The following is a 12,943-nucleotide window of genomic DNA, read 5'->3' on the forward strand; positions in this document are numbered from 1 at the left end:
GTGAATATTATATACTCACCATAACCACCGATTCAATTTTAGTGGTTATGGTGGGTATAAATTTAAACTTTCTTCAGCCGCTCACCACGACAGGACTTGTCTGCAAAATATAAAAAAACCCGCCAGAAGGCGGGTTCAGTCAGAGAGCGTGTCGCTTAGCTGGCGTTTTGCGTGCGCAGCTGCAACTCGTAGGCGGCGGCCTGTTTGGTATCAAACTGGTTTTCCCAGCGGGCGATAACCAGCACCGCCAGCGCGTTACCGATGACGTTGAGCGCGGTGCGCGCCATGTCCATGATACGGTCGACGCCGGCGATAAACGCCAGACCTTCCAGTGGAATACCGACGCTGCCCAGCGTAGCCAGCAGCACCACAAACGAGACGCCCGGCACACCCGCGATGCCTTTCGACGTCACCATCAGGGTCAGCACCAGAATGATTTCATCGGTCAGCGACAGGTCAATGCCGTACAGCTGGGCGATAAAGATCGCCGCAATGCTCTGATACAGCGTTGAACCATCCAGATTGAACGAATAGCCGGTTGGCACCACAAAGCTGGTGATCGCCTTCGGCGCGCCGTAGGCTTCCATCTTCTGCATGATGCGCGGCAGCACGGTCTCTGAGCTGGAGGTGGAATACGCCAGAATCAGCTCATCTTTCAGAATGCGCATCAGGGTGGTAATACGCAGCTTGCAGAAGCGCGCCACCGCGCCCAGCACCACGAATGCAAAGAACAGAATCGCCACGTACACCAGCAGCACCAGCTTGGCCAGCGGATAGAGCGAAGCAAAACCGAAGTTAGCAATGGTGACGGCAATCAGCGCAAACACCCCGACCGGCGCATAGCGCATGATCATGTGCGTCACTTTAAACATGGTTTCGGAAATGGAACGGAATACGGTCACCAGCGGATCGCGATGCTCCGATGGCAGCGCCGACAGTCCCATGCCAAACAGTACCGAGAAGAAGATAATCGGCAGCATGTCGCCTTTGACCAGCGAGGCGAAAATATTCTGCGGGATCAGCGACAGAATGGTGGTCACCAGGCCATGTGGCGCACCCTGCACCGCTTCCGTTGTGGCTTCGTATTTAGAGATGTCCACCGTTGCCAGCGTTGACATATCAATGCCGCTGCCGGGTTGGAATACGTTGGCCAGCGTGATGCCGACCACAATGGCAATGGTGGTAATCACTTCAAAATAGATGATGGTTTTCACACCAATCCGCCCGAGCTTTTTCGCATCACCCACGCCGGCGATGCCGACAATCAGTGAGGAAATAACAATCGGCACCACAATCATCTTGATGAGATGAATAAAGATGTCGCCGGCAGGAGTAAGAATGTTAGTGATTAACCATTCACGATCGTCTGGCTGATTATGCAGCACGGTTCCGACGATAACGCCGAGAATCAGGGCAATCAGAATCTGCCACGCGAGGGTGAGTTTAAAACCTTTCATAACGCGTTATTTCCTCAGTTAAAACCCCTTTGCTCTGCTGCGAAGGTGCAGAAGACATTACACACAGGGAAGTGAGCAAAAGCCCGATAAAATAGAGGGTTATAATGGACTGCATCGGTTACCGCTGCGCCGGCATTATGCGCCCGCGCGATGATGCAGCCTGAGTTGATACCTGCTGAACAGGGCCGAGATAAGTACCATTTTCACTACGGTAAATGCAACCCCTGGGGCGATAGCTTAAATCCTGCACAGCCAGGCAGCATAAAATGCTGCTGACATGCGCCTGTCATAACTCGCTGTTATGAAAAGTGTTAATTCGATAATTTTCCGCATAGCTATTCAGGATTGCTGAAAAAACGTGCCGGTCTGTTTGCTGCTTATTTAACCGGCTGGTTCATAATTTTATTGATCCAGCCAGTGGTTTTGTCTCATTTCCTGCGCCGGTAAACAGATTGAATTGGGTGACTTTTCAGCCTTACACAAGGTCGTGATCCAGACTGCAAAACAGAAACAAAGCCCGGCCTCACTCTTCAATTAACCTTTGATTGACATATGATTAACATCTTCAAGGAGGTCAGCCATGAGCCAAATACACAAGCATCCCGTACCCGCTGCCATTGCAGCGAATGCCCTGATAAATGCCGATCAGTATGCGGCGCTGTATCAACAGTCGGTTGACGATCCTGAGGCCTTTTGGGGCGAACAGGGCAAAATCCTCGACTGGATGACGCCCTACAGCAAAGTGAAAAATACCTCGTTTGCCCCCGGCAATATTTCGATTCGCTGGTATGAAGATGGCGCGCTGAACCTTGCCGCCAACTGTCTCGATCGCCACCTGGCTACGCGCGGCGATCACCCGGCGATTATCTGGGAAGGCGATGACGCCAGCGAAAGCAAAACCCTGACCTTCCGTGAACTGCACGCCGACGTCTGCCGCTTTGCCAACGTGCTGACCGGCCTTGGTGTGAAGAAAGGCGATGTGGTGGCGATCTACATGCCGATGGTGCCGGAAGCCGCGGTCGCCATGCTGGCCTGCGCGCGCATCGGCGCCGTGCACTCGGTCATTTTTGGCGGCTTCTCACCTGAAGCGGTGGCCGGACGCGTAGTGGATTCCAGTGCAAAACTGGTGATTACCGCTGACGAAGGCGTGCGTGCCGGACGCAGCATTCCGCTGAAGAAAAACGTGGATGATGCGCTGAACAATCCAAACGTCACCAGCGTGAAAAACGTGGTGGTGTTCCAGCGCACCGGCAAAGAGACCGGCTGGCGCGAAGGCCGCGATCTGTGGTGGCATGAACTGATGGCGAAAGCCAGCGATCAGCATCAGCCGGTAGCGGTCGAGGCCGAACATCCGCTGTTTATCCTTTATACCTCCGGCTCCACCGGCAAGCCGAAAGGCGTGCTGCACACCACCGGTGGTTACCTGGTGTATGCTGCCACCACCTTCAAATATGTTTTTGATTATCATGACGATGATGTGTACTGGTGCACCGCCGACGTGGGCTGGATTACCGGGCACAGCTATCTGATCTACGGTCCGCTGGCCTGCGGGGCCACCACGCTGATGTTCGAAGGCGTACCCAACTGGCCCCAGCCCAGCCGCATGGCGGAAGTGGTGGATAAACATAAGGTCACGCTGCTGTACACCGCACCAACCGCTATCCGCGCGCTGATGGCCGAGGGTGATAAAGCGATTGCCGGCACCCAGCGCAGCAGCCTGCGCATCATGGGATCGGTCGGCGAGCCCATCAACCCGGAAGCCTGGGAGTGGTATTACAAAAAGATTGGCGACAGCCGTTGCCCGATCGTCGATACCTGGTGGCAGACCGAAACCGGCGGCTTCATGATTACGCCGCTGCCCGGTGCCACCGAGCTGAAGGCCGGTTCGGCCACCAAACCCTTCTTTGGCGTCCAGCCGGCGCTGGTGGATAACGAAGGTAATACGCTGGACGGTGCCACCGAGGGTAACCTGGTGATCGTCGACTCATGGCCCGGCCAGGCACGCACGCTGTTTGGCGATCACGATCGCTTTGAGCAAACCTACTTCTCGACGTTTAAAAATCGCTACTTCAGTGGCGACGGCGCGCGCCGTGACGACGATGGCTATTACTGGATCACCGGCCGCGTCGATGACGTGCTGAACGTCTCCGGCCACCGGCTTGGCACGGCGGAGATCGAGTCCGCGCTGGTCTCGCATCCGAAAATTGCCGAAGCCGCGGTGGTGGGGATACCGCACAGCATTAAAGGCCAGGCGATCTATGCTTATATCACGCTGAATCACGGCGAAGAGCCGTCGCCAGAGCTGTACAGTGAGGTGCGCAACTGGGTGCGTAAAGAGATCGGCCCGATTGCCACGCCAGACGTGTTGCACTGGACCGATTCGCTGCCAAAAACCCGATCCGGCAAAATCATGCGCCGTATTCTGCGCAAGATCGCCGCCGGCGATACCAGCAACTTTGGCGATACTTCAACGCTGGCCGATCCGGGCGTGGTGGAGAAATTGCTCGAGGAGAAACAATCGATCACCATGCCATAACCGGCATTGACCCGGCGGAGAGTATCAGCCTGTCCCCGGCAGGCAACTCTCCGCTCTTCCATCCTTACGCCGTATGCTTTTCACCATCGCACAACCTTTATAACTAGAATATTCAGCCAGTTAAATCACGTTGCCGTGAGTTTTCTGTCTGCCTTGCCTCTGGAGAAAATGTGATGAACGAAGCCCTGAACCAACAGGAAGCCGTCTGGCAACAAATCGAAAGCAATCCGCGTTTTCAGGAGCTGGTGCACAAACGTCAGTCGTTTGCGCTGCTGCTCAGCCTCATCATGCTGGTACTGTACGTCGGCTTTATTCTGCTGATTGCCTTCGCGCCCGGCTGGCTCGGCACGCCCTTGCACGCCGGCACCAATGTGACGCGCGGCATCCCCATCGGCGTCGGCCTGATTGTGGTGTCGTTTCTGCTGACCGGCGTTTATGTCTGGCGCGCCAACGGCGAGTTTGATCGTCTGACCAAACAGATTGTCAGCGAGGTGAAATCATGAAGCGCCTGCTCTCCGCCTCGCTGGCTATCGTACCAGCCAGCGTATTTGCCGCCGATGCCATTACCGGCGCGGTGCAAAAACAGGCCACCAACTACGAAGCGATCATCATGTTCGTGGTCTTCGTGGCGGCCACGCTCGGCATTACTTACTGGGCGTCCAAACGCACCCGCTCGCGCAGCGATTACTACACTGCCGGCGGCAACATCACCGGTTTCCAGAATGGCCTGGCGATGGCCGGTGACTTTATGTCGGCCGCCTCGTTTCTCGGTATCTCCGCGCTGGTCTACACCTCCGGCTACGACGGGCTGATCTACTCGCTCGGCTTCCTCGTCGGCTGGCCCATGATTCTGTTCCTGATAGCCGAACGCCTGCGTAACCTGGGCCGCTATACCTTTGCCGATGTGGCGTCCTATCGCCTGCAGCAAAAGCCCATCCGCACCCTCTCCGCCTGCGGTTCGCTGGTGGTGGTGGCGCTGTATCTGATTGCGCAGATGGTGGGTGCCGGTAAGCTGATCCAGCTGCTGTTCGGTCTCGACTACCACATCGCGGTGGTGCTGGTCGGCATTCTGATGGTGCTGTACGTGCTGTTTGGCGGCATGCTCGCCACCACCTGGGTGCAGATTATCAAAGCGGTGCTGTTGCTGTTTGGTGCCAGCTTTATGGCCATCATGGTGATGAAAGCCACCGGTTTCAGCTTTAATACGCTGTTTACCGAGGCGATGGCGGTGCATCCGAAAGGAAGCGCAATCATGCAGCCAGGCGGTCTGGTGAAAGACCCGATCTCCGCGCTGTCGCTCGGTCTGGGCCTGATGTTTGGCACCGCCGGCCTGCCGCATATTCTGATGCGTTTCTTCACCGTCGCCGATGCACGAGAAGCACGCAAAAGCGTGTTCTGGGCCACCGGCTTTATGGGCTACTTCTACTTCCTGACCTTTATTATCGGCTTCGGCGCGATTCTGCTGGTCGGCGCTAATCCGGTCTTCAAAGACGCCAGCGGCGCGCTGATTGGCGGCACCAATATGGCGGCAGTGCATCTCTCCAATGCGGTCGGCGGCAGCCTGTTCCTCGGCTTTATCTCGGCGGTAGCCTTCGCCACCATTCTGGCGGTGGTGGCCGGCCTGACGCTGGCCGGTGCTTCGGCGGTGTCGCATGACCTGTATGCCAGCGTGATCCGCAAAGGTCAGGCCACCGAGCGTGAAGAGCTGCGGGTGTCAAAGATTACCGTGCTGGTGCTGGGCGTGGTGGCGATTGCGCTGGGCATTCTGTTTGAGAAACAGAATATTGCCTTCATGGTCGGCCTGGCGTTCTCAATTGCCGCCAGCTGTAACTTCCCGATTATTTTGCTGTCGATGTACTGGTCAAAGCTGACCACGCGCGGCGCCATGGTGGGAGGCTGGCTGGGCCTGCTGACGGCGGTGGTGCTGATGATTCTCGGCCCGACCATTTGGGTGCAGGTACTGGGACACGCAACGCCAGTCTATCCGTATGAGTATCCGGCGCTGTTCTCGATGCTGGTCGCGTTTGTCGGCACCTGGCTGTTTTCCATTACCGATCATTCCCAGCAGGGGGCGCTGGAGCGGGCGAAATTCCGCGGACAGTTTATCCGTTCACAAACGGGCGTCGGGATTTCGCAGGGGAAAGCGCATTAAGATTGAGAGGGTGCGGTGATTGACCAGGTCGCCATAAATGGCGACCCAACAGAATTTCGTAGGGTGCGCATTCATGCGCACCTGGTCCCGTCATCAGAAACGCAGCGACGCACCGACGTACGGGCCGTCGACCAGTACGTTATCTTTGCGGTCGCCTTTGTTGTTCAGCTCAATGTACTGATAGCCAACGCGGAGGTTCAGCAGCGAAATCGGCGTAAAGCTCAGGCCGCCTGAGGCTTCTTTATAGCTGTCCAGACGATCGGAGAACGCTTCCGGCGCATAGTAATATTCGCCGTACAAGCCCCACATGCTGTTGAAGTTATACTGCGCACCGGCACCCAGCGCCACGGTGAAGCCATCACGGCCATCTTCCGGATGGGTGAACAGCGCTTTCGCCGTTGGTGCCACGCGGAAATCACCCACATCCAGGTTATAACCCATACCAAGGCCGTAGGTGCTGCCGTCGTGATCGCTGCGCAGCCAGTTGCCTTTCAGAAACAGACCCGGTGAAGCGGTGCCGAGGCCAAGGTTCAGGTTGGTGCTGTGCTCACCCACGTCAACACTGCCCTCAATCGCCTGCGCGCCGCCGCTCAGCAGTGCCAGACCTAAAACGCTTCCCGTAACAAGTTGCTTAAACATAACAAACCACTCCATGAAGGACACATAATTCGGCGCAAAGGGTAAACAGCGCGGCGACGTGACACAACTTTATTTGGAAAGCTTTACGTAAAAATGGGTTACAGCAGGCAGAAAACGGCCGCGAACGGCCGTGGAGGGATCAGAAGCGCACGGCAGCGCCGATAAACAAGCCATCCATCAGGCTTTGATCGGCATGGCCATAATCACCGTTGACGGAGAGGTAGCGATAGCCGCTGCTGAGTGATAACCACTTCGCCGGCTGGTAATAGACGCCCGCTTCCAGCTGATGCAGCGCATGCAGATTGTGGTTGGCAAAATCAGGCGACAGGCTGTAATCCAGATAGAGCCAGGTGGCCCCTGCCCGCGGCAGAGGTGCCATCAGACGAATCCCGCCATTCATGCCGCGACTTGATGTTGAGGTGGTTTTCACATCGGCCCAGAAGGCACCGATACGCGGTGCTACCTGCAGCGCGCCGAGGGAAAAGCCGTAGCCGAGGCTGGCGTCGAGCAGATGGGTTTGCTGATGACCATGCACATACTCCAGTGCTGCCTGCACGCCTGGTGCGGTGCGGTCGCTGTTAATCCGGGCTGTCCAGAAGTGGCTGCCGCCCTGCCCGCCGATCTCAGCGGCACTGGTCCCGGTGGCGGCCAGCAGCAGGCCTAATGCTAATGTGGTATTTTTCATTCTCGCTTCCTTGTTGTTTACGCGCGCAAACGGTAAGCAAAGCGAGGAAACGCTGATATGAGCCCAGGCTCAAATTTGTCCGGTTAAGCATGCCACAGCAGCTGGCCCAGCAGCGGCGCCAGCAGCACCGTGAGCACGCCGGAGAGCATCATCACCAGGCTGGAAACCACGCCCTCCTGCTGGCCAAGCTGATAGGCGCGTGCCGTGCCGGCTCCGTGCGATGCCGCGCCAAAGCCGGCGCCTTTTGCCACGCCCTGTTTAATCGCGATGCGTAAAAACAGCACGTCGCCCACCGCCATGCCAAACACGCCGGTAATTACCACGAATAGCGCGACCAAATCGGGCTGGCCGCCAATCGGCTGGGCCGCTGCCAGCGCAAAAGGCGTGGTGATGGAGCGCACCGCCAGGCTGCGCTGGATGCTCTCCGGTAACGTCAGCAGCCGCGCCAGCCATACCGAACTGCACACGGCCACCAGCGTGGCGGTGATCACGCCCGCGCTCAGCGACAGCCAGTGACGACGGATAATGTGCAGGTTTTCGTAAACCGGCACCGCAAAAGCCAGCGTCGCCGGACCCAGCAACCACAGCAGCCAGTGGCTTTCAGCGATGTAATCCTGCCAGCTGACGTGCGTCAGCAGCAGCAGCGCCACCAGCACCAGCGGCGTTAACACCAGCGGCATCAGCAGTAGTGTAGGCCTGCGCCGGTACAGGCGTTTATTGAGGTAGTAAACCAGCAGCGTCAGCGCCAGACACAACAGGCTAATGATAAAGTCAGTCACGATCGCCCTGCTTACGCGCGGCGCGCGCCAGTTCGAAGCGGTATAAGCGATCGACCACCAGCGAGGTGGCCGCCAGCACCATCAGCGTACTGACGGCGATCACCACACAGATGCGCCAGCCTTCACTGCGCAGCAGGTCGCTGTAATTCACCACCGCCACCACCGCCGGAATAAAAAACAGCAGCATTTCGGCCAGCAGCCAGTTGGCCCCGGCTTTAACCCAGCGCAGCGGCACGATACCGCTGACGATCAACAGTAACAGCAACACCATACCCACGACGTTGGCCGGTAACGGCAGATGCAGCCAGCTCACCAGCTGACCACTGGCAACGAACAGGGCGATATACAGCACCAGCTGCAGCGGCACCGTGACGCGTTGCAGGATATCCGTGGTGCGCGGACGAAGCGCGGACGCCATTTCTCTCTTCCCCTCAAAAATTCAGGGTTTCAGTATAAATCCGCGCCAGAGTGTGAAAGAAATGAATTAAAATTATTCAAACTATGCCAAAAAGGAATGCTTATGGACGTGCGTGCCCTGCGTTATTTTACCGAAGTGGTGCGTCAGCAGAGCTTTACCCGCGCGGCGGAAAAGCTGTTCGTGACGCAACCCACCATCAGCAAAATGCTGCGCCAGCTGGAAGAAGAGCTGGGCTGTACGCTGCTGCTGCGCGAGGGACGCAAGCTGCATCTCACCGACAGCGGCCAGGCGGTGTATCAGCGCGGCCTGGCGATTTTGCAGGAGTTTCATCAGCTGGAGGCGCAAATCAGTGACATCAACCAGCTGAAAACCGGTGAGCTGCGGCTGGGCATTCCGCCGATGGTCGGCATGCAGATTGCCGGATCGATCTCCGCGTTCCGCCGGCGCTATCCCGGCGTACAGCTGAAAATCTCCGAATTTGGTGGCCTGACGGTGCAGCAGGCGGTGCTGAGCGGCGGGCTGGATATTGCGCTGACCGCCTTGCCGATTGATGCGGAGCTGCCGCTGAACACGCTGGAACTGATGCGCCATCCGCTGTGCGTGCTGCTGCCGCGCAGCGCGCGCTGGCTCAACCGCACCAGCCTGACGCTGGCCGAGCTGGCTCAGCATCCCCTGCTGATCCTCAACGAAGAGTTTTCGCTTAACCGCCAGCTGATGAAAGCGTTTCAGCGCCAGGGAGTGATGCCGGATATCGCGCTGCGCAGCGCGCAGTGGGATTTTCTTGCCGCGATGGTGCAGGCGGATATGGGGCTGGCGATCCTGCCGGAGCCGATTTGCCAGCGGCTGGATAAACAGGCCTTGCTGTGGCTGCCGCTGGAGTCGGAGCTGCAGTGGCGTCTGGGGCTAATCTGGCGCGAAGGCAGTTATCTGTCGCGCAGCGCGCAGGCGTGGATTGCCTGCTGCCGTGAACACTGGCCGGATAACGCGCCACGGCTATCGCTGTAACAAAGCGGCCGCCCTGTCTGTCAGGCGGCCGCGGGATCGGAGAGCAGCAAAACGCGGCGGCTATTCCTCTTTTTCTATCAGCAACGCTTCCAGCAGGTCGAGATCGCGCAGCAGGCGCTGCATGGTCTCGTTGGAGATCTGCTGGGTGGCGCGCAGATGATAAACCTCGGCACGCTCGGCGCGCAGCGCGGTCAGGCGGAAACGGCGCTCCAGATTTTCCGCAAACAGCGCCTGTTCCATATCATCTTTGCCATCGACGCGACGACGCAGATTACCAATCACCCGCAGGCTGACCTCTTTCAGCAGCTCAGGATCGATGTTCTCTTCAGCGTCGTTTTCCAGTCGCTGCTCCATTTTGTGCAGGCTTTCGATCGCCACGCCGGCCATCGCGGCACGCGCGCTCTGGATTTCGCGACGGTGCCCCACTTTGTCGTGGCTCTCCATGCCGCGCAGCAGAATCGGCAGCAGAATCACGCCGACAAACAGCGAGAACAGAATCACGCCGGTGGCGATAAACACCAGTTCGTAGCGCGCCGGAAAAGGTTCGCCGTTGCTGAGGAACAGCGGAATCGACAGCACACCGGCCAGCGTGATAGCACCGCGCACGCCAGCAAAAGAGGCGATCAGCAGTTCACGCAGCGAGTAGCTGGAGAACTCCAGCGGCTTCTTCTTCAGCAGGCGCAGGCTGGTGCGCTTCATGATCCACAGCCAGCCGAAGCGCACGATCATCAGCGCCGCATAGACCAGCCCGACGTCGGCGAACAGCATCCACAGCTCGACGTTAGGATCGGCGTTCGCCTGAGCAATCGAGGTGGAGAGAATGTCCGGCAGCTGCAGGCCCAGCATCAGGAACACCATGCCGTTGAACACAAACTCCAGCATCTGCCATACGCTGTTGGCGCGCAGGCGCATCGCCAGCGGTGCCTGACGGATGATGCCGGAACGGGTGATGGTCATACCGGCCGCTACCGCCGCCAGAATGCCGGAGACGCCGAGGTGTTCAGCAATCAGATAAGAGGCGAACGGCAGCAGCAGCAGCAGTACGGTTTGCGTTGCCGGATCGTCACCACTCCAGCGGCTGAGCAGGCGCAGCGAACGGCCATACAGCCAGCAAACGGCGACACCGGCCACCAGGCCGCCAATCGCCACTTTAAGGAATTCGACGCTGGCGCCGCCCCAGGTGAACACCATGGTGCCCATCGCCACCGCGACGGCAAACTTGAGTGACACCAGGCCCGACGCGTCATTCATCAGCGCCTCGCCCTGAACAATCGACATGATCTTTTTCGGGATGCGCCCTTCGCCAACGATGCCGGAGAGCGCCACCGCATCGGTCGGTGACAGCACCGCCGCCAGCGCGAACGCCGGAATCAGCGGAATGCCCGGCACCAGCCAGTAAATCAGGTAGCCGATACCGACCACGGTAATCAGCACCAGCACCAGCGCCAGGCCGATAATTTCACGGCCGTGATGCAGAAACTCGTTGATCGGCGTTTTCCAGCCATCGGCAAACAGCAGCGGCGGAATAAACAGCACGAGGAACAGTTCGGGGTCAAAATCGACGTGCAGACCAAAGGTTGGCCAGGCCAGCAGCGCGCCGGCCGCGATCTGTACCAGCGGGAGCGGGATCTGAAACGGCAGGATACGTGCCGCAACGCCGGACAGCGAAACCACCAGCGTCATGATGAGAATAGTAAAGAAGATTTCCATGCTTTCCTTAGGCGAATCATATTAATCGAAGCGATGTTGCGTCGGAAAGTGTAAAACAAAACGCCGCCCGGCGGGGCTACCCGATGTGCGGCGTGTGCGATAAAGAGAATAATCCGGACTGACGCCCGGATTGCGGTCAGATAGCCCAGCCGCCCGCGTAGAACGCCACCAGCGCCACAGCAATCACCACCGTGCCAGCGTTGAGCTTGCGCCACTCGCCGGCAAACAGGCGGCCAATCACCAGCGCGGCAAAGCCGAGCATGATGCCGGTGACGATGTTGCAGGTCAGTACGATGAATACCGCCGTCAGCAGGCCAGACATCGCATCGACGAAATCATTGAAGTCGATTTTGGCCACGTTGCTCAGCATCAGCAGGCCGACATACATCAGCGCGGGTGCGGTGGCATAGGCCGGAACCAGATAAGCCAGCGGCGACATAAACAGAATCAGCAGGAACAACAGACCCACGACAATCGCCGTCAGGCCGGTTTTACCGCCGGCGGCAGTACCCGCAGCGGACTCGATATACACTGCGGCGGGCGAAGCACCCACCAGTCCGGCAAACAGGCTGCTGATAGAGTCGGTGGTCAGCGCGCGACCACCGTTGATAATCTGGCCCTCTTTATCCAGCAGGTTCGCCTGCCCGGCCACCGCACGAATGGTGCCGGTGGCGTCAAACACCGCGGTCATCACCAGCGCCAGCACGCTCGGCAACACCACCGGCTGCAGCGCGCCCATGATATCCAGGCTAAACATTGCCGACTGGCCGCTGGCATCACGCAGGCTCGGCATGGCAAACAGCCCCTGCCACTTTACCGCCGGGTCGAAAATCAGCCCAAGCAGCGAAATCGCAATGATGGTCAGCAGAATGCCGCCCGGTACCCGCCGTTTTTCCAGACCAAAAATCGCCGCCAGCCCGATCAGCGCCATGATCACCGGGAAAGAGGTGAAGTGACCAAGCGCCACCGGCAGGCCTGCCGCCGGGTTTTTTACCACCAGACCAATGCCATCGGCGGCAATCAGCAGCAGAAACAGGCCGATACCGACGCCCGTGCCGTGCGCCACGCCCATCGGCAGGTTACGCAGAATCCACGCGCGAATGCCGGTTACGGAAATCAGCGTGAACAGCAGGCCCATCAGGAAGACCGCGCCCAGCGCCACCGGCACGCTAATGTGCTGGCCCAGTACCAGGCTGAACGCGGTGAAGGCGGTCAGGGAGATGGCACAGCCAATCGCCATCGGCAGGTTGGCCCACAGTCCCATGATGAGGGAGCCAAAGCTGGCCACCAGACAGGTAGCGACAAACACCGCCGTCGGTGAGAAGCCCGCTTTACCGAGCATGCCAGGCACCACGATGACCGAATAGACCATCGCTAAAAAGGTGGTGAGGCCAGCCAGCACTTCCTGCCGCACGCTGCTGCCGCGTGCTGAAATGTGGAACCAGGCGTCCAGTTTTCCCCTGGCCGGGCGTGATTCGCCAGACATAGTTATTCCTCTGTGTTTTTTAAGATATAGGTCACCGCGCGGCTCGCGTTTGCGCATCATCCTGGTGAAGATGTCT

At 58.5% G+C, this 12,943-nt stretch carries 11 protein-coding genes; 4 read left to right on the forward strand and 7 right to left on the reverse strand.

Features of this window, described 5'->3' with window-relative positions; translation table 11 throughout:
- Positions 1-155: 155 nt before the first annotated feature.
- A complete protein-coding gene (gene gltP, locus AC6I8P_RS17540; RefSeq protein WP_021507820.1) occupies positions 156-1,457 on the reverse strand; it encodes a glutamate/aspartate:proton symporter GltP in 1,302 nt (433 codons plus the stop codon).
- A 580-nt stretch (positions 1,458-2,037) separates the two neighbouring features.
- Between gltP and acs the strand changes: the two genes are divergently transcribed.
- The 3 genes from acs (at position 2,038) to AC6I8P_RS17555 (ending at position 6,145) form a co-directional block, all read left to right on the forward strand.
- Complete coding sequence (gene acs, locus AC6I8P_RS17545) at positions 2,038-3,993, forward strand: acetate--CoA ligase (RefSeq protein ID WP_058774926.1); 1,956 nt, start codon at positions 2,038-2,040, stop codon at positions 3,991-3,993.
- A gap of 173 nt (positions 3,994-4,166) precedes the next feature.
- Positions 4,167-4,496, forward strand: coding sequence for a DUF485 domain-containing protein (locus tag AC6I8P_RS17550; RefSeq protein ID WP_021313201.1), 330 nt, complete (start codon positions 4,167-4,169; stop codon positions 4,494-4,496).
- Positions 4,493-6,145, forward strand: a complete 1,653-nt coding sequence (locus tag AC6I8P_RS17555) for a cation acetate symporter (RefSeq protein ID WP_058770028.1) — start codon at positions 4,493-4,495, stop codon at positions 6,143-6,145. Before AC6I8P_RS17550 ends, AC6I8P_RS17555 begins: the two co-directional genes overlap by 4 nt.
- Positions 6,146-6,238: 93 nt before the next feature.
- Here AC6I8P_RS17555 and AC6I8P_RS17560 read toward each other — a convergent pair whose 3' ends face one another.
- From AC6I8P_RS17560 to AC6I8P_RS17575, 4 genes are all read right to left on the reverse strand, one after another.
- On the reverse strand, positions 6,239-6,784 hold the full coding sequence (locus AC6I8P_RS17560) for a YfaZ family outer membrane protein (protein ID WP_031279754.1): 546 nt from the start codon (positions 6,782-6,784) through the stop codon (positions 6,239-6,241).
- 139 nt (positions 6,785-6,923) lie between these two features.
- On the reverse strand, positions 6,924-7,469 hold the full coding sequence (locus AC6I8P_RS17565; protein ID WP_164861036.1) for a YfaZ family outer membrane protein: 546 nt from the start codon (positions 7,467-7,469) through the stop codon (positions 6,924-6,926).
- Between the two features lie 83 nt (positions 7,470-7,552).
- Positions 7,553-8,248 (reverse strand): LrgB family protein, encoded by a 696-nt coding sequence (locus tag AC6I8P_RS17570; protein WP_132465752.1) that lies wholly within the window; start codon positions 8,246-8,248, stop codon positions 7,553-7,555.
- Positions 8,241-8,666, reverse strand: coding sequence for a CidA/LrgA family protein (locus AC6I8P_RS17575; RefSeq protein WP_021507826.1), 426 nt, complete (start codon positions 8,664-8,666; stop codon positions 8,241-8,243). The genes AC6I8P_RS17570 and AC6I8P_RS17575 overlap by 8 nt, the downstream gene beginning before the upstream one ends.
- Before the next feature lie 102 nt (positions 8,667-8,768).
- Between AC6I8P_RS17575 and AC6I8P_RS17580 the strand changes: the two genes are divergently transcribed.
- Positions 8,769-9,671: a LysR family transcriptional regulator gene (locus AC6I8P_RS17580; RefSeq protein ID WP_021507827.1), complete on the forward strand. Its 903-nt coding sequence runs from the start codon at positions 8,769-8,771 to the stop codon at positions 9,669-9,671.
- Between the two features lie 60 nt (positions 9,672-9,731).
- Here the strand turns inward: AC6I8P_RS17580 and AC6I8P_RS17585 are convergent, their stop codons facing one another.
- Both AC6I8P_RS17585 and AC6I8P_RS17590 read right to left on the reverse strand, forming a co-directional pair.
- Entirely contained in the window at positions 9,732-11,381 is a 1,650-nt protein-coding gene (locus AC6I8P_RS17585; RefSeq protein WP_021507828.1) for a Na+/H+ antiporter, read from the reverse strand.
- Positions 11,382-11,517: 136 nt separating this feature from the next.
- Positions 11,518-12,867 carry an NCS2 family permease gene (locus AC6I8P_RS17590; protein ID WP_058757550.1) on the reverse strand — a complete coding sequence of 450 codons (1,350 nt, stop codon included), beginning with the start codon at positions 12,865-12,867 and terminating at the stop codon, positions 11,518-11,520.
- Positions 12,868-12,943: the final 76 nt, after the last annotated feature.

Source organism: gamma proteobacterium symbiont of Lampromicra miyakona (assembly GCF_059730895.1).